This window comes from Methylobacterium mesophilicum SR1.6/6 (assembly GCF_000364445.2).
Taxonomy (GTDB): domain Bacteria; phylum Pseudomonadota; class Alphaproteobacteria; order Rhizobiales; family Beijerinckiaceae; genus Methylobacterium; species Methylobacterium mesophilicum_A.
This window is the reverse complement of the sequence record NZ_CP043538.1, coordinates 3,278,786-3,300,355: the sequence shown is the minus strand read 5'-3', so window position 1 is coordinate 3,300,355 and position 21,570 is coordinate 3,278,786. Positions and strand designations below refer to the sequence as shown.

The 21,570-nt window shown below is 68.5% G+C and carries 22 protein-coding genes; 15 read left to right on the top strand and 7 right to left on the bottom strand.

The window, feature by feature from the left end; genetic code table 11:
• Positions 1 to 235: 235 nt before the first annotated feature.
• Positions 236 to 616: a hypothetical protein gene (locus MMSR116_RS15650; RefSeq protein ID WP_010682172.1), complete on the bottom strand. Its 381-nt coding sequence runs from the start codon at positions 614 to 616 to the stop codon at positions 236 to 238.
• Between the two features lie 415 nt (positions 617 to 1,031).
• Between MMSR116_RS15650 and MMSR116_RS15645 the strand changes: the two genes are divergently transcribed.
• Positions 1,032 to 1,322, top strand: a complete 291-nt coding sequence (locus MMSR116_RS15645) for a hypothetical protein (protein ID WP_010682173.1) — start codon at positions 1,032 to 1,034, stop codon at positions 1,320 to 1,322.
• 54 nt (positions 1,323 to 1,376) lie between these two features.
• Here MMSR116_RS15645 and MMSR116_RS15640 read toward each other — a convergent pair whose 3' ends face one another.
• Together MMSR116_RS15640 and MMSR116_RS31905 are read right to left on the bottom strand one after the other, a co-directional pair.
• On the bottom strand, positions 1,377 to 1,847 hold the full coding sequence (locus MMSR116_RS15640) for a hypothetical protein (protein ID WP_158168882.1): 471 nt from the start codon (positions 1,845 to 1,847) through the stop codon (positions 1,377 to 1,379).
• 80 nt (positions 1,848 to 1,927) lie between these two features.
• Positions 1,928 to 2,167 (bottom strand): hypothetical protein, encoded by a 240-nt coding sequence (locus MMSR116_RS31905; protein WP_244625467.1) that lies wholly within the window; start codon positions 2,165 to 2,167, stop codon positions 1,928 to 1,930.
• A 948-nt stretch (positions 2,168 to 3,115) separates the two neighbouring features.
• Here MMSR116_RS31905 and MMSR116_RS15630 point away from each other — a divergent pair.
• The 9 genes from MMSR116_RS15630 to MMSR116_RS15590 all read left to right on the top strand — a co-directional run bounded on the left by MMSR116_RS15630 (position 3,116) and on the right by MMSR116_RS15590 (position 8,506).
• Positions 3,116 to 3,337 carry a hypothetical protein gene (locus MMSR116_RS15630; RefSeq protein ID WP_244625466.1) on the top strand — a complete coding sequence of 74 codons (222 nt, stop codon included), beginning with the start codon at positions 3,116 to 3,118 and terminating at the stop codon, positions 3,335 to 3,337.
• The gene (locus tag MMSR116_RS15625; RefSeq protein ID WP_010682177.1) at positions 3,337 to 3,870 is read left to right on the top strand and encodes a GcrA family cell cycle regulator; all 534 of its coding nucleotides are present in this window, start codon (positions 3,337 to 3,339) and stop codon (positions 3,868 to 3,870) included. The genes MMSR116_RS15630 and MMSR116_RS15625 overlap by 1 nt, the downstream gene beginning before the upstream one ends.
• Complete coding sequence (locus MMSR116_RS15620; protein WP_010682178.1) at positions 3,867 to 4,181, top strand: hypothetical protein; 315 nt, start codon at positions 3,867 to 3,869, stop codon at positions 4,179 to 4,181. Before MMSR116_RS15625 ends, MMSR116_RS15620 begins: the two co-directional genes overlap by 4 nt.
• Before the next feature lie 10 nt (positions 4,182 to 4,191).
• On the top strand, positions 4,192 to 4,740 hold the full coding sequence (locus tag MMSR116_RS15615) for a hypothetical protein (RefSeq protein ID WP_010682179.1): 549 nt from the start codon (positions 4,192 to 4,194) through the stop codon (positions 4,738 to 4,740).
• Positions 4,741 to 4,750: 10 nt separating this feature from the next.
• Positions 4,751 to 5,446: a hypothetical protein gene (locus MMSR116_RS15610; protein ID WP_010682180.1), complete on the top strand. Its 696-nt coding sequence runs from the start codon at positions 4,751 to 4,753 to the stop codon at positions 5,444 to 5,446.
• Between the two features lie 77 nt (positions 5,447 to 5,523).
• A complete protein-coding gene (locus MMSR116_RS15605) occupies positions 5,524 to 6,285 on the top strand; it encodes a hypothetical protein (protein WP_010682181.1) in 762 nt (253 codons plus the stop codon).
• 96 nt (positions 6,286 to 6,381) lie between these two features.
• Positions 6,382 to 7,065, top strand: a complete 684-nt coding sequence (locus tag MMSR116_RS31590) for a DUF6011 domain-containing protein (RefSeq protein WP_010682182.1) — start codon at positions 6,382 to 6,384, stop codon at positions 7,063 to 7,065.
• Complete coding sequence (locus MMSR116_RS15595) at positions 7,065 to 7,424, top strand: hypothetical protein (RefSeq protein ID WP_010682183.1); 360 nt, start codon at positions 7,065 to 7,067, stop codon at positions 7,422 to 7,424. The genes MMSR116_RS31590 and MMSR116_RS15595 overlap by 1 nt, the downstream gene beginning before the upstream one ends.
• On the top strand, positions 7,424 to 8,506 hold the full coding sequence (locus tag MMSR116_RS15590; RefSeq protein WP_010682184.1) for a hypothetical protein: 1,083 nt from the start codon (positions 7,424 to 7,426) through the stop codon (positions 8,504 to 8,506). Before MMSR116_RS15595 ends, MMSR116_RS15590 begins: the two co-directional genes overlap by 1 nt.
• On the opposite strand, the gene MMSR116_RS15585 is transcribed toward MMSR116_RS15590, so the two are convergent.
• The 4 genes from MMSR116_RS15585 to MMSR116_RS15570 all read right to left on the bottom strand — a co-directional run bounded on the left by MMSR116_RS15585 (position 8,503) and on the right by MMSR116_RS15570 (position 13,202).
• On the bottom strand, positions 8,503 to 8,760 hold the full coding sequence (locus tag MMSR116_RS15585; protein ID WP_010682185.1) for a hypothetical protein: 258 nt from the start codon (positions 8,758 to 8,760) through the stop codon (positions 8,503 to 8,505). The genes MMSR116_RS15590 and MMSR116_RS15585 overlap by 4 nt on opposite strands.
• A 1-nt stretch (position 8,761) precedes the next feature.
• Positions 8,762 to 9,340 (bottom strand): metallophosphoesterase, encoded by a 579-nt coding sequence (locus MMSR116_RS15580; protein ID WP_010682186.1) that lies wholly within the window; start codon positions 9,338 to 9,340, stop codon positions 8,762 to 8,764.
• 172 nt (positions 9,341 to 9,512) lie between these two features.
• The gene (locus MMSR116_RS15575) at positions 9,513 to 11,066 is read right to left on the bottom strand and encodes an integrase family protein (RefSeq protein WP_106428213.1); all 1,554 of its coding nucleotides are present in this window, start codon (positions 11,064 to 11,066) and stop codon (positions 9,513 to 9,515) included.
• An 873-nt stretch (positions 11,067 to 11,939) separates the two neighbouring features.
• Positions 11,940 to 13,202 (bottom strand): amidohydrolase/deacetylase family metallohydrolase, encoded by a 1,263-nt coding sequence (locus tag MMSR116_RS15570; RefSeq protein ID WP_010682188.1) that lies wholly within the window; start codon positions 13,200 to 13,202, stop codon positions 11,940 to 11,942.
• Between the two features lie 590 nt (positions 13,203 to 13,792).
• Here MMSR116_RS15570 and MMSR116_RS15565 point away from each other — a divergent pair.
• From MMSR116_RS15565 to MMSR116_RS15545, 5 genes are all read left to right on the top strand, one after another.
• Complete coding sequence (locus MMSR116_RS15565) at positions 13,793 to 14,248, top strand: hypothetical protein (protein WP_010682189.1); 456 nt, start codon at positions 13,793 to 13,795, stop codon at positions 14,246 to 14,248.
• An 81-nt stretch (positions 14,249 to 14,329) separates the two neighbouring features.
• Positions 14,330 to 14,740 carry a FixH family protein gene (locus MMSR116_RS15560; protein ID WP_010682190.1) on the top strand — a complete coding sequence of 137 codons (411 nt, stop codon included), beginning with the start codon at positions 14,330 to 14,332 and terminating at the stop codon, positions 14,738 to 14,740.
• Entirely contained in the window at positions 14,737 to 16,287 is a 1,551-nt protein-coding gene (locus MMSR116_RS15555; protein WP_010682191.1) for an efflux RND transporter periplasmic adaptor subunit, read from the top strand. The genes MMSR116_RS15560 and MMSR116_RS15555 overlap by 4 nt, the downstream gene beginning before the upstream one ends.
• Positions 16,284 to 19,457 (top strand): efflux RND transporter permease subunit, encoded by a 3,174-nt coding sequence (locus tag MMSR116_RS15550; RefSeq protein WP_010682192.1) that lies wholly within the window; start codon positions 16,284 to 16,286, stop codon positions 19,455 to 19,457. Before MMSR116_RS15555 ends, MMSR116_RS15550 begins: the two co-directional genes overlap by 4 nt.
• Before the next feature lie 41 nt (positions 19,458 to 19,498).
• Positions 19,499 to 20,245: a MauE/DoxX family redox-associated membrane protein gene (locus MMSR116_RS15545; protein ID WP_010682193.1), complete on the top strand. Its 747-nt coding sequence runs from the start codon at positions 19,499 to 19,501 to the stop codon at positions 20,243 to 20,245.
• Positions 20,246 to 21,570 lie beyond the last annotated feature (1,325 nt).

The window sequence follows — 21,570 nt, the reverse complement described above, 5'->3', positions numbered from 1 at the left end:
GGTCTTCGCCCGCGCCGCCAGCCACATCTCGGTCACCGCGCTCGCCAGCGAGCCACAAACCCGCTCCGGCAGACCCTTTGCCTCCAGCTTCGCCTAGCAGTTTCTCTGGGCCTTCCACTCTCTAGCCGGCGCCCTCAACGCGCGGTGCGACCCGCCGTCCCTCAGTTCCGGGATCACCGCCCGCACCGTAACCCGAGGAAACGGGCGGTGATCATCTTATAGCCTGCGTAGCTCCTTAGATCGGGCAGGCGACCCCTGGAGCGAGCCTACTGTGCAGCTGCTGGAGCGCCTCGGCTCGGGTCATCCCAAGCGTCTCCAGGCGGTCCCGAGCCACGCGCAAAACGTCCTTCACCGTGAACCTCGGCTCCTCGCTGCTCCCGGTCCGCTTCGCCACCTGCTCAGCCACATATCCCGCCGTGACCAACGCATCCACGATGGCCGCATCGCGGGCGGCCTGCCGGCGGACGGCGGCCTCCTCTTCGGCCCGCCGGGCGCGCCAGTCCGCCGTGCGGGCGGCGGCCTCTATGGCGAGGCGGCGGCGCTTCTGCTGGGGCGTCTCGGGGGCGACCTCGACCTCGTCGGTCTCAACACCGGCGGTGGGGATCGGCATGCGCATCGGGGGTCTCCTCGCTGGCCGTGGCGGCCATGATGAGAGACTGCCATATATGTATGCATACGAGAGAACGGGTGCTGCGGGGCGGCCGACGTCACGAGATAGTACGTAGGGGCAAAGTCCTACGTTGCACTGGATAGGAGTAATGGGGGGAGAAGTCGTGGGGCAGAAATCCACTCGACTATACGAGAGCAATAGACATGCTGGCTGGTAACGCGATCTAGGGGTCTGTCAGAGGTGGATTATCTGTGGTGGGCGCAAATAGGCTGACGTGCGCCCTATTCGGGCGCACCGGGCAAGGCACAATAGCCCAGGACAATTTTTACCGTATTTTGTGGACGGCCCGGACGGATTCTTGACGGCGACTCCAGCCCAGGCCCATCTTTTGGGTACGAGATCGCCCAGCCTGGAGAGAGCCATGAGCAACGTTAGCACTCACGTCATGGCCGACGTCGCTGGCCGCGGGCTCCAGGCATTCGGGCTCATGCACGCCGCGGTTGACGGGATCATCGGCTCGATCCAGGACCAGCAGGCGGACGACCGCCACGCCGTCATCGACCTCGTGGCCGAGCTCGGCCGGGCCCGCCGCGCCGCCGCGGCCGCGCAGGCCGAGGCCGCCCGCCTCGCCGCCGAGAACGCTGCCCTCCATGCCGCCCTCGCGCGCAGCCGGGCCGCCCTCCGGGGCTACGCCGCCGCGCTGTCCGCCTGAACGGAAAAGGCCGCCCCGGTTTCCCGGGACGGCCTTGTCGGTAGAGCGGTCCGCTCAGGCGAGGCGGGCGAACGCGGCGAAGGTCTCATCGTCCTCTGAGCGCCTCACCGGCCGCAGCTTCCGCAGCATGGCCAGCCCGGCCGCCTCGATGTCGGCATCGGGCCCGGCCGGCCCGGCCGCGGCGGCGGCGGTCTCGGCGCGGAAGCGCGCTTCCAGTTCGGCCGGCTTCAGGTTCGCGATCTTCACCACGGCTTCCTTCGACTGCCGGGACAGCCACGCCGCGGCGTCAGCCGGCAGCGGCGGGCGCGCCGGCCGGTTGCGGTCGTAGCCCTCCACCCGGTCCCACGCGTGCAGCCGCAGCAGTTGCCCCAGCGTGAGCTCGCGGGGCGCGGCCGCCGGGCCAGCCTCGGCCAGAGCGGACCTTGCGACGTCGGCCGCCGTGACGCCCCCGCCGATCCCGAGCACCCTCAGTGGGAAGGTCACCGCCCCCATCAGAGCCCGCATGAGCCGGGCCAGAAACCTCATCATCGTGGTCCCCCTTGTCCTGTGGGCGGCCCCATGATCGGGGCCGCCTCTGCGTGGAGTGTGCACCCGGCTGCTGAAAGTCAGAGGGCGAGGGAGGGGGTGGCAGGATCGGCGGGGCGGCCCCGGCGGGTGGGGGCCGAGCCGAAAAGAACGATGCAAAGCTCGTCGGGGAGCTGGCGGCGGTGCTGGTGCAGCAGGCCCAGCGCGTGGGCGGCCTCGGCCTGGTCGAGGACCTCGCGTTCAGAGAGCGTGTGCCCAGTCCAGCACGTGCTCTGCGACCATCCGCGCCCGTTCTCGACGGCCGCCCAATCGCTGTCCAAGGCGGACAAGATCTTACAGCCGGATAGGGCGGCCGCCCGGACGTCGGCATCCTCGGCGCGGGCGAACCAGGCCGCGGGGGGACCCGGCCGAGGCGCTGGGCCGCCCGATGGATGTTGCCATGGGCGTTGCTGAGCAGGCGCTGGCCCAGCGAGAGATGATGACGCGTCCAGCTGCCAGGGTCCACCAGTTCGCGTGCCTCTGTAAGGTGTCGCCCCAGTGCCCACGGGCGGCTCTCAACGAGGGTTAGGAGCTCCGCACGAATCGGGGTTGCGATCGGGGCGACCTCTGCCACCTCTTGGACGTGCCGCTCATGGGCGGCGCGAGCCTTCTCTGTCCGGGTGTCGGCGGCATCACGGATTGCGCGGTCCGAGGCATTGGCCAGCGCGCACAGGTCGACGGGGCCAAGGTCCCACCAGCAAACCCGTAGGCCCGGGCCATCGTGGCCACGGTCGGTCCAGCTGTAGCCGGAGGTCACGAGGATCTCACGGGCGCCCTTGTAGGCGTCGAGGAAGCCCTGGCTCGCGGTATCGGCGAGCCAGAGGTTGAGGGTGTGCCCGTAGCGCTGGTGCGTGCCGACGTGGCGCCACGTAGTGCCGAAGGCGATCGGCGGGCGGGCGTTCATGGATGTGCTCTGAGAAACCATTGTGGCGGGCGGTCGGCCCGGCCAGCGAATACGCCAGCCCGCGTAATGTCCCACTCGGGCATCCCTATTTCAAGGGCATGTTTAACCAACAAAAATGACGGCATCCCCAACACGAAGATGAACATCTGTTGGGGAAACAATTTTCTGAGCGTTGTTCAAACAACCTCTATCACCGATACAGCATGCAAAAGTGTCGCAGGCCATGGATTCTGCATCGCGACCGCGCTTTACTATCGCATGTCGTATAGGCGGATCGGCCAATAGCCATCCATTATGAGGAAATTGCACAATGACCAGGAGACCGATGCGCCGGCCGCTTGGGGAGGCCCTGCGCCGGCTGGATGAGTGCGTCGAGAAGGCCGGCTCTGCGCGGGCGTGGGCCAGGTCGGTCGGGCTGTCCGAGGCCTACGTGTGCGACGTGCGATCGGGCCGGAAGGCCCCGGGTGCCGGTATGCTCCTGGCGCTCGGGCTCGTCCGGGTCGTCAGCTACGCCCCGGCCCCCGGCTCGCAGCGGGAGGCACGCTGATGCCGTGGGATCCCGCTCACAAGGCGCGCGCCCTGGAGCTGTGGCCTACCGGCTGCGGCACCCCGGCGATCCGCGCGGTCCTACTCTCCGAGTTCGGCGTCGAGAAATCGAAAAACGCCATCATCTTGATCGCCTTCCGGGCCGGCCTCGCCTTCCAGGGGGCCCGCCACCGCAAGGCACCCTCGAAGCCGTCGCGGGTCATCCTCACGCCCGAGGAGCGCGCCGAGCGCGAGCGCGCCCGGGCTGCCCGGCGCCGGGAGCGGTCCGCCGTCGCCGCGGGGCGGCCCGTGCCGCCGCCGAGGCCGCGCGTGCAGCCGGCGGGCGTGCTCGTCTCGCTGGGGATCCTGCTCACGGACGTCAGGGATGGCCAGTGCCGCTACATTGCCGACGACCCGCGCGCAGGGCCGGCCACGTGCTGCGGGCACACGACCGTGCCTGGTTCGCCGTGGTGCCCGGGGCACTGGCTGATCTGCACGGCGCCGGCGCAGCGTCCGGTGAGCCTGTGGGTGCCCGGTTTCCGGAGGGTCGCATGATCCCCGACGACATCCGCCGCGAGGTCTATGGCGACCCGGTCGAGCATGAGCCGACCTTCGCCGACGGTGGCGTCCTGCGCCGCCACACCGCCAGGAAGCCGGGCCGCTGCGACGGCTGCCCAATCGGCCGCGGCGTGCAGCCGGGCGAGCGGTACACCGTCTATGTCGCGCTGACGGAACACGGGTTCTATTCACACAGGAGCTGCGCCAGCCGGCCGGCAGAGTGCCAGGCTGCGGATCCGCCCATCGAGCGGCGTCGGGACCCCCAGGGCCCATGCATCCCCTACGACCCCGACAACCTGCCGTTCTAAGGAGCGCACGATGAGCCGGATGGGACAGTACGTCGTCGAGCAAGAGATGCTCATGACGCAGGAGCAGCTCTGGGACAGGGAGAGGGAGCGCCACGAGAGCGATGAGGCGGCTTGGGCCGGCGTCATCGAAGACCTGCGCGAGCGCGGCTTGCCGTTCCCCCAGGCCGGCGTGCCGGTGATCTCCGAGCAGCCGCTTGACCTCGCCGCGCTGTGGCGGTCCCTCCCCGAAGAGGACCGCGCCCACCTCGGCGAGATCGCCCTCGGCATGGTCGTGGGCGGCCTGATTGGCGCCTACGCCGAGGCGACGGCCCCGGCTGCCTCCCGCGCCGGGGCACAGTGCTACCACGAGAGTCTGGAAGCGCTGTCCACCGAGATCCCTGACAGCGTCGTTGCCGCCCTGCGCGGCCCTTCATGGAAAATCCCGGACCGGCTCGGGCCTGTCTGCCTGAGCTGCGGGTGCAGTGAGGACGATGCCTGCGCCGACGGCTGCCGCTGGATGGACGATCGCCGGATCCAGTGCACCGCCTGCGGCCGCCCCGAAGACCACCTGCCGATCTGAGGGGCGCACCATGGACAGCGAGCTCCACGCAACCGAAGTCAAGTGCAAGGACGGCGTCACGTTCTCCGTGCACGCTCCCGGCCCCAGGCTGACGATCGTCACGGCGCCCAATACGGAGATGACCGCAAACTCCGCCATCGGGCCCTACCGGCGGGAGGTGTCCCCCGGGAATGGAACCGCCCTGTACGGCGGCATGCCCGTCGAGGCGGTTCGTGCATTCTGCGTGATGCACGGTGGCGTCGCCCAGATCGGGACGACCGCGCAGGACCTACTGCAGGCCCTACCAACCGAGGCTGACCTCGCCGCTGCGCAGGCCCGGCCTGCGGATCCGCCCATCACCGACTCGCCCGCCGAGGTCTCGCTTGTGCGTTCCGGCTTCGAGGCCGGCACGCACGACTTCCTCGGCCGCCCCCTGCCGGACCGCCTGCCCGTGGACCACCTCACACCCTTCGTGATCGAAGCGCGAAGGGTCGTCGCCGAGGTCGAGCGCCCCCTCGTGCCAGGCCTCGGCCACGCGGGGGCGAGCCCACGTCAGGCGGCCCTGGAGTGGCGGGCCGAGCAGGCCGCCATCGCCAAGAGCAACCTCAGCATCATGGAGCGCGCCCAATACGCGCGGCACCCCCTGCGCAGCGAAGCGGCCGCTCTGACCAAGAGGCTGGCCAAGGCGCGGAATGGGGCGCTGGCGGAGATTGCCAGAGAAGCTTGACAACTCCTTAAACGTGCGTACATCGACGCACGTTGAGCAGGCCTTGCAGGCTCACATATCGAAGGGAAACCGCGATAATGAACACCGCTACCGCCACCCCCATCACGATCGACAAATCGCTGCTGCTGAAGGTCACGTGGACCCGGGCCTACGAGGCCGCCCTGTCGGCTGGCACGTCCGTCCGCGAGCACCTGTCGGCCGCCATGCGCTCGGCCTGGGCCGACTGGCGCGAGTGCATCGCCGAGGGCGAGCTCCGCTGCACGCTGACCCGGGAGTACGACGACCGCTACGGCCGCACGGACCGCGCCATGATGCGGCGCCGGCTTGCCGCCGCGAAGGCGGCCGCTGCCGAGCAGGCTGAGGTCGAGCAGGAGCCCGTCACGGAGCAGGTCCCCGAGATCGACCTCAGCTACAGCTACAAGCTTGGCCGCCTCGACAAGCGGTGCCGGGGTTGGGAGCGCGTGATCCGCGAGAGCGTCTCCCTGCCGGCGCCAGAGGACGTCAACGGCGCGGGTGACCTGCCCGGCGCATATGCCCCGGACCGCGGCGAGGAGGAGCTCTTCGGCCTCGATGCCGTGATGCAGGGCGAGGAGAACCACCATAGGCGATCGCGCGGCTGGACGTACTGGCTGCATGTCCGCAACCCGGCGACGGGCGAGCTCGTCACGATGAAGCCCACCGCGGAGCGGAAGGCCGCCATCAAGGCCGCGATCCGTCACGGCCGGATCGACTTGCCGGTCGAGATCCTCAAGGGGGCGGGCGACATCGCTGGGATGGTCCGCATGCTCGCGGCGATCCGCGCCGGGCTCCCCGTCGGAGAGCTGCTCGCCGCCGAGTGAGCCGATACCAGCCGGGTCCGACCCCCGGCCTCCTCACTCACCCGCGCAATCGGCTGGCGCTGCCGGCCTACCCCCAGCGAAGGGACCCCAATCACCATGCTCAACAAAAACCAGCCCGCTTCGGATTTGGAGCAGGACCGTGCTGACCTGCTCGACATGATCGAGGGCACGGAGCACCTTCAGGGCCTCATCCAGCGTGAAGTCGACCGCGCCGCGGCCGGCATCGGGGCGACGAAGGCCACGCAGGACAGCGTCGAGGCGCTCCGGCTGCACGCCGTCGACCTGCGCCGGCAGCTGGCCGCGATGCCGGTGCCGGTGCCGATGGTCCAGCAGGTCGCCCAACAGCAGCAGGCGAACGCCGGCGCGCGGCTCACCGTTGTCACGAACCCGACCCCGCCGACGCACTGCTCGTGCTGCGGCCGCCGGCTCACCGACCACATCAGCGTCCGCCACGGCATAGGACCGATCTGCCGGGCGAACGGCGCGGCGCGGCCCCGTGACTTGTTCACGACCCGCAGCGACTACACCGTCGAGGACCTGCTCGACGTCGTCCTCGTCGTCGATCTCGACCGCGGCGGCCGCTCGGTCAGCAACGACGCATCGGGGGTCATCGATGACCTCCGCAAGGCGGGCCTGATCCGGCCCGGCGTACCCGTCGTCTACAGGGACTCCAGCGGGACGTGGGACCAGCTGCGCGTCAAGGACGGCAAGTTCGCGGGGTTCTCCTCGGTAGGGGTACTCACGCGCGAGGAAGCCATCACCCGGGCAAGGTCCAACTGATGGCCCGCCGCACCCGCCTCCTGCCACCCGAGGCGCTGGACCGCCGCACGCTGGAGCAGGCCGCGCGCCTGCTCCTCGGCGCCGAGTGGAAGCGCCCCCTAGCCAAGATGCTGGGCCCCCACCACCCAGACGGCCCCGTCGCGAGCATCGATCCCCGGCTCCCGTTCAGGTGGATGATGGAGCCGCCTGAAGACAGCACGGCGAAGTTCAACGGTCGCCCGATCCCCGATTGGGTCTGGCCTGTGTTGAGGGAGCTGCTGCACCAGCGTGCCCTCGATCTGGCCTCGCAGTCCCGCGAGGCTCAGCGGCTCTACGGGGACCTAGGCGTCCTGCTGTACGAAGCCGGGAGGAAGCGCTGATGGCCCGCGAGGTCTTCAAAGTCGGCACGCCGCCCGAGGTCCTGTCCGCCTGGATCGCCGAGGCGCAGGCCGCCCGCTACGTCGGCGAGATCGAGCTCCCGATCGTGCGGCGCCCCAAGGCCGAACCGCCCCCGCCGATGGACAGCCTGTTCGACAGGCTGCCCGTCCAGCGGAAGGGCGAGCGCCAGCGTCCGGCGCCCCCGCCGCCGGGCACGCCGCTGCATGTCGTGGTGTCCGGGATCTTCGAGGGCGCCCTCTCGCCGCCGAGCCCGCTGGCCGTGAAGAGGCGCGAGCGCAGGGAGGAGCGTGCCGCCGTGGCGAAGGCGGAGGCGCGGGAAGCCAAGGCCGCCGCGCGGGAGGCCAAGGCCGCTGCCAAGGCCAAGGCCGAGGAGGCGCCGTCGACTGAACCCGACGCGATGGAGCGCCTGGTCGCATCCGGCATCTCGAACGAGTACCTGGCGGGCCTCGGCGCGCTGCAGGATCCGGATGCCCCGTACAAGCCTCGCTCAATCGCGTTCCCGGTGACGCTCAACCGTGTCGGCGGTCGCTTCCAGCCGCAGACTTCACCGAGGATCTGGGAGCTCCATCTCAGCACGCCGGCCTGTGCTGACCTGCCCTTTGTCCGCAAAGTCGAGGAGGTCACCGGCCTCAAGGCTCAGTGGATCAGCGGCGCACTGGGCCAATGGCACCACGCAGTCGACCTCGCCACCGACGTGGACTGGGAGCGGCTGGCCTCCTCGATGGAGCATACCGAGGAGCACATGGTTGACCGTGCGGTCGGTATGCATGTCGTCAACGGCAGCCTGACCGTTGGTAACGCATCCCGGTTGCTGATGGCTGTGGGCGTGCAGGAGCCGGAGCACCGGGTGTGCCCGAACCTAAAACCGAACCCTGACGGAAGTCTGGTGACCTCTCTCGGCGGATGGGAGGCGGTCTACGCCGTCGAGGACCGCCTGATCGTGCCTGGGATCCCGAAGCGGAACACGTACGCCCGGGTCACGGACGCCGGGTGGCGCAGCGTCGGGAATGTCCCCCCGACGCCCGATGAGCTCAAGGCCGCCAGGAAGGCTGCACGCTGCTAAACGCCCTCGGCCAGCACGTAGCCCATCGTCGCCCCGTCCGGCACGTCCCCGATCCGGGCGGGCCGGTACCGGGGGGCGCGGCAGCACGTGAAATAGTCGAGCCCGATAGGCTCCTCGCCCGGCAGCAACCGGGAATTCACGCGTGCGACGCGTGCCTCCGTCTCGGCCCTGGTCATCCCGATCGAGACGAGGCCGCACGACAGGCAAGTCACCGCGCCGGCCGGGGGCTCGGAGTATGAGTGGTCGCCCCACATGTCAGGCCGCCTCCGCCATCTGGACGACGGCGGCGGCCCCGGCCTCCCGCGCCGCCACGTCGGCGAGCAGTTCGAGGATCTCGGGGATCGTCACCGGCCGGAAGACCCAGCAATCCACGCCGACGTCGCATGACTGCGCGGTCGGTGGGATCGCCCCGTGGCTGTGCCCGAAGAGATGGATGCGGCCGCGATGTCGGCCCTCCCACGTGATGTGTGCGTAGTGGCTGAGCCACAGGTCGACCGCCTTCGGCATGCCGGCATCCTGCACGGTGATGCGGGCCACGTCCCGGACCGGTTCGGCCCACGGGAGGGCCTCCGACCGCGCGTCGTGGTTGCCCCGGATCAGGAGCTTCCGCCCGTTGAGGCGGTCGAAGATGGCACGGGCATGCGCACGGCTCGCCCCGTAGCTGAAGTCACCGAGATGCCAGACCGTGTCGTTCCGCTTCACACGGTTGTTCCATGCAGACACAAGGTGCTCGTCCATCTCCTCGACTGTCCGGAACGGCCTCGGCCTGCCCATGCGATCGCTCAGCATGCCGGCATGCCCAACGTGGCTGTCCGCGGTGAAAAAGGTCGTCATGGGGAAGCCCCCCTCTCATAGTCGAACGCGCGTGTCCGGATTTCCGGACGATGGGTTGGCTCAGGCCAACAGGCGTTTCGCTAGGAGGAAGGCGGTGCTCATGGGTGCAGGATGGCTCAAGCCGGGGCAGCCCGCAAGGATAGGCCAGCGGGGTGGTTGACGTATCCCTGGGCTATGCTGCAAGATCTTTATCGTCATCGGCGGCCGCGGCCTCGGCAGCCTTCTTCGCCGCCGCCTTCGCCGCGCTCTTGGCCTTGCCATCCTTCTCCCGGGCGCGCCGGCGGGCTGAAATCTCAGCCGCGAGCTCGGGCAGCGGCGGGAATCCCGCGGCCGCCGCCGCGGCCTGCTCGTCGCACCAGGCGAGCCACCGCTCCATCACGGGTCGCTTCAAGTCGAGGCGGTCGTCCTGAGTGTAGTGCCCTTCGAGGACGTCGTCCGAGCTGATCCCCTCGTTGTGGTCCATGACCAACTTCACGCTGTCGCGAGGCAGCCGGAGGGTCTTCTGCGCGTGCGTGGAGAACCCGCGGCGGATGTCGTGCGGGGAGGCCTTCACGCCGAGGTCGAGCAAGCGGTGGTTCAACCCGGCCTCGTTCATGTGGCCACCGACGGTGTCCCCGAGCTTCCATGCGCGGATCTGAGGGAAGAGGTGCTCAAGGCCGCGCTCGCTGCAGGCCTTCAGCTGCTGGGCGATCCGCAGCCACAGCGCCGGCGGGAGCGGCAGCGCGTGCCGGGACTGGTCGTCGCGCTTGTCCGCGGTCTTCCGGTGCGCAGGACCCATCGACCAGACGCCCCAGCCCGGAACCTCCGACCACGGCACGAAGTCCTCGACGCGCGCATCGACGACCGGGCGCCGGCGCTGCGCCGTCAGGACCAGCAGCTCAAGGGCGAGGCTGACGGTCGGGTCGAGGATTCCGACCCGGGCCACGCCGATGACCGTGCCGATCTCGCCGGCGGTCGCGACGTAGCGCCCGGCGATCTTCCCGTTAGAGCGGACCTTGCGGGCCGACGACTTCGGGGGCGCGGCTAGCTTCGACATGTCGGCGCCCACGCCCTCGATGCCGATGCCGCTGCGGGTCCTGATGTGCGGCTGCCACATCCATCGCCACATGGGCCTCAACGCCGAAGCCAGGTTGACAGCGTGCGTCTCCCGGCCGGAGCGGTGGACCTCGTAGACGACGCCGGCAAGGTCCTCCAGGCTGATGCGTCGGACGGCCTTGCCGGAGACGATTGCCAACTCCGGGGATCCGAGCTTCGCCGAGTAGTCCTTCCAGGTCGCCTCGCGGAGGGTCCGCTTCACCTCGGCTAGGTACTCGGCCCTCGCGGTCTCCCAGGTCCAGAACGGGATGTCCGCGATGCTGCGCTCGCGCTCGGCGACGAGGGCTGGGTCACGGGGCGGCGGGGCCGGCTTCGGCGCGACCTTCCCGAGCCTGATAAACTCGCCCTCCAGGAACCTGTCGTCGGGGATCGCGGTCCGGTTGGCAACGTGCCGTTGTGCGGCCGCGACGATCTCGCGAGCCTCGTCCAGCGTCAGGCCGGGAGGGGACCCGAGCGTAAGCCGGTATGTGGTCTTCGAACGGACGATCTTGAACGCCCATCGCGCCCCGCGGGGGCCGACACGCAGCAACAAGCCGGGCTGCTGGGCGTCGATGAGATCGTATGTCAGCGCGCCACCAGCGACGTCCTTAAGGGCTTTGTCGACGTGTGTCTTGCTCAGACGGACGGCCATTGGACCAACTCGGGCTGCTCTCGGGCTGCGCAGCCCGAGATCCTCCGTGCCCTGTACACCCCCGCGCGTCACCGCGCCGTTAAGGCAATCCCCAGCATTCTCAAGCATTTCCGGGCTCCCGCCGTTAACCGTCTACGTCTCGATCTCGGGCTGCGGGGCGGGAACAATAGAAATCATAATCCTTGTGTCGGGGGTTCAAATCCCTCCCTCGCTACCATCGGTTCTGCCCGCCCTGTCAATGACTTGGCGGGTTTTTCATTGCCCGTAACGTGTCCGACACGGCTCGCAACACGCTGCAATACCGAGTGTGGTATTACAGTACGTTGCAACTCTGCGTAGGCTGCTCGGCGACGCGATTGGCACAGCAGTGCATCGAACCTGCCTTTGAACTCTCTTGATCAGCTTCGCGAAGCGCGCAAAGCGCGTCCCGCCACCTGAACGGCGGCACGCGGATCGCGCTGGGCGGCCTGACCGGCGATCCGAGCCGTCAGGTCCGCGGGGCGTCGAACGCGGTGGCCGGGGCGCGCGCAGCACGCTCACGGCCGGGCCCGCGGCCGCGCCGAGAACTGCGTCGAGGACGGAGGTGCCCTGTCTCACGGGGTCCGGATCCGCGCCGACCACCTGATCGACGACGGACGGCACTACGCCGAGGAAGCCCGCCACCGGGTGAGCACCCACGGCTGCCGCCCGATCCGTCACACCGACGCAAACCGCACCTCGACGCTACGCGCCGTCTTCGACGTCGCCTTCGCACTGGGCCGGCTTGCCCGATTCCCGGGCTGAGGCCGCCTGATCCTAAAGATCCCGACGATCCGGAAGCGTCGCACCGCCTTTTCCGCCGCCGAGGGCAATCGCCTTCACCTCGCGCAGCGTTCAGCGGACGGAGAAGGGTGACTGATAGGGACGGCCGAACGGCACACCGTTGTTGACTGTCTGCACCGGCGCCAGAAAGCCCTTGCCGTCGCGTCGGTTGTTGCGCGTGTCCACCATCGAGAGCGGGCGCTCGACCCACTCCATCACCGAGACATCGCCGGGCGCGCCCACTTGCAGAGTTCCGAGCTTCGGCACCCTGTCGATGATGCCGGCGGGCTTGTGGGTCGCCATCGCGATCACCTGCTCCAGGCTGAAGCCCAGCGGCAGGAACTTGCTCATCACCACCGGAAGGAAGGGCATGCCGGGGGTGTTGCCGGAGAAGACATGCAGATCCGAGGAGATCGTGTCGGGCGGCGCACCCTGCGCGATCGCAGCTTCGGCGACGGTGAAGTCGAACGAACCGCCGCCGTGGCCGATGTCGAACACGACGCCCCGCCGCTTGGCCTCCAGGGCAGCCGGCAGCAACTTGCCGTCCTGGACGATGTTCGTGAACTGACCGGCGCTGTTGGGCGCACCCGAGTAGCAATGCGTGAGGATATCGCCCGGCCGCAGCAGATCGAGGATCTGGCTCATCAGCGCCGGCGTCTCGACGCCGCCGATATGGACCATCACCTTCGCCGGCCGCCCCGACATCTCGCAGGCCTGGATGGCGCGCTTCAGCGGTTCGGCCCCATGCTTGAAGATGACATTTTCGGACATCCGGACCTTGGCGCCGATGGCGAAGTCCGGGTTCTCGGCGATCGCCAGGGCGCAGGCCTCCACCTGCGCATTGTCGAGGTTGTACAGCTCGGCCACCGGAAAGGCCGACAGGCCGTTGTTGGCGATGTGGATGAAGGCGAACATCCGCGTGCGTGTCTGGGCCGCGATGTGGCGCCGGAGCGCCGCGATGTTGTTGGCTCCCGCGTCGCCTGCCGAGACCACCGTGGTCACCCCCGAGAACGGGACGGTCTCGTCGGCTGGGATGCCGATCGCCGAGCCGTAGGGATAGGTGTGAGCGTGCAGATCGACGAGTCCCGGCAGCACGAGCTTGCCAGAGGCATCAATCGTCTGCTTGGCGCGTTCAGCGGGAATATCTGGCTCGAGGGCGGCCACCACACCGAAGCGGATCCCGACGTCGCGCTTCGCCCGCAGCGACTGGCTCGGGTCGATGACCTCCCCGCCCTTGATCAGCAGGTCGAACCGGTCGGGCACGGCGGCAGCGGGCCCCACGGCCGCCAGGGCGCCAGCGAGGCCGAGCCAGCTACGACGCGACAAATCGGACATGGTCCAACCTCCCTCGGGGCGCGGCCGCGTGCCGTTGGTCGGCGCTTCGGCCTTCTGGCCCAGTTGCACGGCGCTCGTTGCTCGACGGCGCCGCGTTGGAGCGTAGATCTCACCATAGTCAAGCTGCAAGGTTTCGGCGACATCGCGCCTTGATGATCACCGAAGATTATACCGGTAGCCGGCGGGCCCGCCCCCGGCCAGCGTCGCCGCCTGCGCTCCGGAACGGCAGACGAGCAACAGGGCATCGCTGGCCGAGATACCGTCGTCGAATTGGTCGATGAGCGCGGCAAGCGGCGACCCGAGATTGGACCAACTCCATGATCCGCCGGCGGCCCGAGGAAGGGCCGTTCTCAGGTTTTTTCCGTGGCGATCAGCGTGAATGGGTCGGGTTGTGCGCTCTCGCAGCGGCAATGTTTGCTTCGATGACATGTCCGGTGCGGTGAGGCCGGCCGACCGGACCGCGCAGGCCATGAGCTGGGCTGGCTACCCGGTCGAGCCTGATTGAGGGTCGGCGCGACGCGGCGAGTCCGACGTTCCCGCTGCTGCCGGACGGACTTCCACACCGGCCCAGAATTTGGCATCCTAGACCCGTGACCCTCTGGCTCGCCCTTCGGCGACTGTTGCCGCTCCTGGCGGTCCTCAGCCTCGCCCTGACACCGGTGACCGCACCCGCGGCAACCGCCGGCATGCACGCGTCGATGGCGTGGAGCGGTCACGCGGCCACCACGGATCACCACGGCAAGGCCGGGATGGACCATGCCGCGACGGGCCACCATGCGGCCGCGTCGGTCGACATGGCCGGCATGGACATGGCCGGCATGGACATGGACGACATGCCCTGCTGCCCGAAGTCCGATGCCGCCAAGCCGGACTGCGCGAAAGGGTGCCCGCTGATGGCCCTGTGCCTGGCGAGCGTGGCCTCGCTGCTGCCGGGCACGGAGCCCGTCCCGGTGCCCGTCGCAGTCCACGCGGACGTGACTTGGCCTGACCCCGCGGCCTTCGCCAGTGTGCACGGGTCGCCGTTACCGGAGCCCCCTCGAGCCTGAACCCGATGCCGCCGGCGCCTGCGCCGGCACGGTGACGCGCGCCCGCGCAACGCCATCCATCGCGTTCAGGAGATAGCACCTGTGACAAAGAACCCATTCGCGTGCGCCCTACCGGCCGCACTGCTCGGCGCCGGCCTGTCCGCGTCGGCGATGACCCTGCCCGCCCAGGCCGACATCAAGGACTACCAGTTCCAGCTCGTGCAGCAGGAGGCGAAGGTCGGCGAGACCGTTGTCGCCGTGCGCATCGTCGACAGACGCAGCGGCAAGCCGGTGCCCGACGCCGTGATCTTCGCCAAACGGCTCGACATGGCTCCCGACGGCATGGAGGAGATGGTCACCAAGCTTGATCAACTACCCTCCACCGAGCCCGGCATCTACCGCTTCAAGGCGAAGCTCTCGATGGCCGGCGGCTGGCGCCTGTCCCTTGGGGCCAAGGTCCAGGGCGAGACCGGTACGGTCGAGGACAAGCTGATCTTCCAGGCCGTCAAGTGAGCCGGTCTGCATGGCTCGCCGGGACCCTCGTCGCACTCGCGGCGGGGGGCGCCGGCTACATCGCCGGGCACGAGAGTGGCTCCGTACCGGCCCTTGTTGAACGGGCCCGTTCCGAGCTGGCGGCCGCGCTGCCCGGAGTGGTGCAGGTGCGGATCGCCGACTGGCTTCCGATCATCGCGGGCCGCCCGAACGCGGCTGCGCAGCCCGCAAAGGCGACCGGGCCGGTGGTCTACTACCAGGACCCGGACGGGAAGCCGGTCTACTCGGCCTCGCAGATGGTGACCGACGACGGCCGGGAATTCCGGTCTGTCCGGGCCGGCGAGGACGTCAGCTTCGACGGTGCCGAGGACGGCGATGCCAAGCTATCCGGGACGTCCGGCCACGACATGTTCAAGCACGGCATGGCGGCGAGCGAGGCAGCCAAATCCGCGGGCGGCGACCGCAGAGTTCTCTACTACCGCAACCCGATGGGGCTGCCGGACACCTCGCCGGTGCCGAAGAAGGACTCGATGGGGATGGACTATATCCCCGTCTACGCCCGTGAGGGCGACGGCGGGACCACCGTGACCATCTCGCCCGGCAAGGTACAGCGCACCGGCGTGCGCACCGAGACCGTCGAGCAGCGCGTGGTGGCGCACCCGGTGCGCGTGCCCGGCACCGTGGCGCTCGACGAGCGGCGCGTCACCGTCGTGGCAACCCGCTCCGACGCCTTCGTCGACCACGTCGAGAACGTCACGACCGGCGACCGGGTCCGGAAGGGCCAGGCGCTGGTGCACGTCTACTCCCCCGATATCAACGCGGCGGCCGCCCAGCTCATCGCCAACCCTGGCTTCGACGGCGCCCGGCGACGCCTGCAGAACCTGAACGTATCCGAACCCGTCATCGACGAGATGGAGCGCACCCGGAAGGTGCCCATGGCCATCACGTGGGCTTCGCCCCGCGACGGCGTCGTCCTGCAGCGGAACGCAGTCGAGGGTATGAAGGCGGCGGCCGGCGACACCCTGTTCCGAATCGGCGACATCTCGACGATGTGGGTGCTGGCCGACGTGCCCGAGCGCGACCTCGCCGGGGTACGGGTCGGCCAGCCCGCCACCGTGCGGCTCCGCTCGGCCCCCAGCCGTAGCTTCTTGGGCAAGGTCGCGGTCGTCTACCCGCAGGTGAACGCCGACACTCGGGCCACCCGGGTCCGGATCGAGCTGCCGAACCCGGACGGTGTGCTCCTGCCCGACATGTACGCCGACGTCGAGATCGCCACCGGCGATGCCAAGCCGGTGGCGACAGTTCCGGACGACGCGGTCATCGACACCGGCGAGCGCCAGGTCGTGCTCCTCGACCGCGGCGAGGGCCGCTTCGAGCCGAGGGTAGTGACGGTCGGCGTCAGCGGAGGAGGCTACACCGAGATCCGCCACGGCGTAGCGGCGGGCGAGCGGGTGGTGACGGCTGCGAATTTCCTCATCGACGCCGAAAGCAACCTGAAGACAGCGCTCCAGTCCCTGGCCACCCCGAAGGACGACCGGCAGGCGGCGAACGCGGGAGGCAATCCGTGATCGCATGCCTCATCGGCTGGTCGGCCCGCAACCTCGTCCTGGTGCTGGTCGGTACGATCTTCGCCGTCGCGGCCGGCTTGCTGGCGCTCCGGACGCTGCCGCTGGACGCCATCCCCGACCTCTCGGACGTGCAGGCCATCGTCTACACCGAGTATCCGGGTCAGGCCCCCCAGGTGGTGGAGGACCAAGTCACCTACCCGCTCACCACCGCCATGCTGACGGTGCCGAGGGCCAAGGTCGTGCGCGGCTTCTCGTTCTTCGGGGTCAGCTTCGTCTACGTCATCTTCGAGGACGGCACCGACCCATATTGGGGCCGCTCACGGGTTCTGGAGTACCTCAACGCAGCCGGGAGCAAGCTCCCGGCCGGGGTAAATCCGACGCTCGGTCCCGACGCCACCGGCGTTGGCTGGGTCTACCAGTACGTCGTGGTAGCCAAGGAGCGGACGCTCGCCGAACTGCGCTCGATCCAGGATTGGGTGATCCGCTTCGCTGCCTCTCGGGCCGAGGGTGTGGCCGAGGTCGCTGGCGTCGGTGGCTTCGTGAAGCAGTACACCGTCGTCGTCGATCCGAATCGCCTGCGGGCCCAGGGCATCCCCCTCAACAAGCTCCGCGACGCGATCCGCGCGAGCAACGCCGACGTCGGCGGACGCACCGTCGAGCTTTCGGAGTTCGAGTTCATGGTGCGCGGGCGCGGCTACCTTAAGGGCGTCGCCGACATCGAGAACATCGTTCTCAAGACCTCCGGCGGCACGGCGCTGCGGGTGCGGGACGTCGCCCGCGTCGAGCTCGGGCCGGACGAGCGGCGCGGCATCACCGAGATGAACGGCGACGGCGAGGTTGCCGGCGGCATCGTCCTGCAGCGCTTCGGTGCCAACGCCCTCAGCGTCGTCGAGGGGGTGAAGGCGAAGCTCGCCGAGGTCGCGAAGAGTCTGCCGGCCGGCACCGAGATCCTACCGGTCTACGATCGCTCGCAACTCATCGACGCGGCCATCGACACCTTGCGGCACACGCTGGTTGAGGAGAGCGTCGTCGTCTCTCTGGTCTGCGTCGTGTTCCTGCTCCACCTACGCAGCGCGCTCGTGGCGGTTCTGATGCTGCCGGTCGGCATCCTGATGGCCCTCGCCGGCATGAAGGCGCTCGGAATTGGCGCCAACATCATGAGCCTTGGGGGCATTGCCATCGCGGTCGGCGCCATGATCGACGCTGCCATCGTGATGATCGAGAACGCCCACAAGCACTTGGAGCGCGCGCCCCCGGGCAAGCCGCGGGTCCTGATCCTGGTTGAGGCCGCGTCCGAGGTCGGCCCGTCGCTGTTCTTCTCGCTCCTCGTCATCACCGTGAGCTTCCTGCCGATCTTCACCCTGGAGAGCCAGGAGGGACGGCTGTTCGGGCCGCTCGCCTACACCAAGACCTTCGCCATGGCGGCGGCAGCGCTCCTCTCGGTCACGCTGGTGCCGGCGCTGATGGTGCTGTTCGTGCGCGGGCGGATCGTCCCGGAGCACCGCAACCCGCTCAACCGCCTTCTGATCTGGCTGTACCGGCCGCTCATCGCCAGGGTGCTGCGGGCGCGAATGCTGACCATTCTGATCGCCGTGGGCGTGCTGGCGGCAACCGTGTGGCCGGCCCGGCAACTCGGCTCCGAGTTCATGCCGGACCTCGACGAGGGCAGCCTGCTCTACATGCCGACGACCCTGCCCGGGATCTCCGTCACCAAGGCGGGCGAGCTCCTCGCGACCCAGGACCGCATCATCAAGAGCTTCCCGGAGGTCGCCTCGGTTTACGGCAAGGCGGGCCGCGCCAACACGGCGACCGACCCGGCTCCGATGGAGATGTTCGAGACCGTCATCACCCTGAAACCCAAGACGGAGTGGCGCCCCGGCGTCACCCGCGCCAGCCTCAAGGCGGAGATGGACGACGCTTTGCAGTTCCCGGGTGTCTCGAACGCCTGGACGCAGCCGATCCGGGCCCGCATCGACATGCTCTCGACCGGCATCCGCACGCCGGTCGGCATCAAGGTGCTCGGGACCGACCTGAAGCAGATGGAGGGCGTTGCCCGGCAGGTCGAGGCGGTGGTGCGCGCTGTGCCGGGCACGTCGAGCGCCTATGCCGAGCGGGTCATCGGCGGCTACTTCCTCGACATCACCCCCGACCGGGAGGCGCTGGGCCGCTACGGCCTGATGATCGGCGACGTGCAGGAAGTGATCGCCACGGCGCTCGGCGGCCAGGCCGTGACGACCACGGTCGAGGGCCGCGAACGCTACACCGTGAACGTGCGCTACCCGCGCGCCTTCCGCTCGGACCCCCGCGCCATCGCCGACGAGGTGCAGGTGCCCCTTCCGGCAGGGGGAACGGTTCCGCTTCGAGAGGTCGCGAAGGTCGAGCTCGCCCGGGGGCCGACCTCGATCCGGACCGAGAATGGTCAGCTCGCGGTCTACATCTTCGTCGACATCACCGGCCGGGACCTGGGCGGCTACGTCGCCGAGGCGCGCGCGGCAGTGGCGAAGGAAGTCCAGCTGCCCCCGGGCACGACCCTCCAGTGGAGCGGGCAGTACGAGTACCTTGAGCGGGCCGAGGCACGCCTGCGGATCGTGGTGCCGCTGACCTTGCTCGTCGTGTTCCTGCTCCTCTATCTGAACTTCCGCCGCCTGACCGAGACGTTGATCGTCATGCTGTCGCTGCCCTTCGCCCTGGTCGGCGGGGTGTGGCTGCTCTGGTTCATGGACTTCAACCTATCGGTTGCGGTGGCGGTCGGCTTCATCGCGCTGGCCGGCGTCGCCGCAGAGACCGGCGTGATCATGCTGGTCTACCTCGACCACGCCTGGGACGAGATCCGGTCCGGATGCGCGCGGGAGGGCCGCCCCCAGACGCGGGCTGACCTGCGCCGCGCGATCATGGTCGGCGCGGTCGAGCGGGTGCGTCCGAAGATGATGACGGTCGTGGCCATCATGGCCGGGCTCGTCCCGATCCTGTGGAGCAGCGGCTCGGGCTCAGAGGTCATGCAGCGCATCGCCGTGCCGATGATCGGCGGGATGGTCTCCTCCACCGTGCTGACCCTCGTGGTGATCCCCGCCGTCTACGCGCTCGTGAAGGGCTGGAGGCTGCCGTCCGGCAATCAGGCTCAGGCGAACGGCGTCGAGGAGTCGACACCTCACCGGGCCGCCGCCGAGTAGCGCCGGCGCGCCCCCCGCCCCACATCGGAAAGGAGCCGCTCATGTTGTCGCCTGCCCGTAAGGCCGTCCTGTACCGGATGGTCACCCCCGAGCACACCTGTCCCTACGGACTGAAGGCCAAGGACCTCCTCGAACGCAAGGGCTTCGAGGTCGAGGACCACCTGCTGACGGACCGGGCGGAAACCGACCGGTTCAAGGCCGAACATCAGGTCAAGTCGACGCCGCAGACCTTCATTAACGGCGAGCGCGTCGGCGGCTTCGACGACCTGAAGCGCCGCTTCGGCACGGCCGCCAATGACCCGAACGAGCCGACCTACGTGCCTGTCATGGTGGTGTTCTCGATGACGGCGCTCATGGCCCTGGCGGCGAGCTTCGCCGCCTACGGGACGCCGCTCACGATGCGCGCCGCGGAGTGGTTCATCGCCTTCAGCATGTGCGTGCTCGCGCTGCTCAAGCTTCAAGATGTCGAGAGCTTCTCCTCGATGTTCCTTGGCTACGACCTGCTCGGGCGGCGCTGGGTTCGCTACGCCTACGCCAACCCGTTCCTGGAGGGTATCGCCGGCGTGCTGATGGTGGCGGGCGCCCTCAACTGGATCTCGATCCCCGTGGCGCTGTTCATCGGCACGGTCGGGTCCTTATCGGTCTTCAAGGCGGTTTACGTCGACAAGCGCGACATCAAGTGCGCCTGCGTGGGCGGGTCGAGCAAGGTGCCGCTCGGCTTCGTCTCGCTGACCGAGAACGTGATGATGGTCGCCATGGCCCTCTGGATGCTGGCGGCGCACCATTGAGCGCCGCCTTCGCCACCTCGGGCTGGCTCCATGACCTTTCCGTCGCATCCCTGCTGCTCGGGCCGTCTGGTGGGGGAATTTCCATCCGCAGTGCAGGCCGCCATGGTGGCAGGCTTCCTCGCCAGCTTCCCGGTAAATGACCGCGCGTGGGAGCCAGCATCGAAGAGAAGATGTGAAAGGCGTCGCCAGATCTTCTTTTGCAATCATCATGCTGAGATCTGCCCTTCTGCCCGTCCGGCTCGATGAGGGCTTTTCGGCTTTAGGCCGCCGTCCAACCGGCGTCGGACGCCCATCAGATGTTTTTGCGCCTGCGAGCAGATTGGCAGATCCGACTATGTTCAACCGTCACAGACACCGAACAGCGAGACGGAAGCTGACTGTGAGCGATTGATCGGCTCTTGAGCAGATCTGTCCAGAGAAGCAGGCATTCCTGTGAACCGACCACTAACGTGTTGGCCGCTCATGAAGCATCTCGATCGCGGTGATCCGCCTCCGAGTCAGCATTCCGCGGTCGGTCCAGTACCTTCGACGGGAGTGTTCAATTGAACTGCCTTCGGTGTCCTGTCTTACCGTCGGCGACACATGGCTCCTTCCTCACGACCCCCGGTCACGACCTTCCAGCGGATGCCGCACGTCAAGCTCGGCCACGGGCGCAAGACGGTCAGCGTCGAACCGAATCCCGCAGCGTGCGCGCCACAGGCGAAGATCGGTGCGTGCGCGTCTCCCGGGGGGCGATATGCCTCGCCAACGTCCAGTCCGTAGTAGCCACGCACTGAATAGTCCGACTGGCTTTTTCAACTCGAACGCCTAGATGCGCTTCGCAATTCGACGAGGGACCGTGCATGCTGTCGCGATCTACCAAGTTAGGTCTGTCCGCATTGGCGCTCGTCGCAAGTTCGGCTCACGCGCAGCAGCCGACCGGTCAGATGGAATTGGACTGCTCCCGATTTACGCGCAACCCAGACGGATCTTGGAGTGTGCAGCAGCCCCTCGAACTCTTAAGCGACAACGGTCGTGTCCGGATCTCTCCGGGTCCGCCATTCAAGCGCGGCATGTCGTTCGGAGGCCTCGACATAGCGAGGATGCTCGATCGGCAGTGCAGATAGCTCGATGCTCAATTTCTCGCTTCAGAGCAAAGTCCGAGCCTGATCGGGATTGCACTCTTCGTCGAACCCGTTCTCGCGCCAGGACAGATCACCGGGCACGCCTTTGTCACCGATGGCGACACGCAAATGGTCTACGACACGCGGCTCTGACCGCACGGGATCGATGCGCCGGATAGCAAGTAACTCTTCCAGGTTCTTGCGCAGAAGGGTCCATCGCGA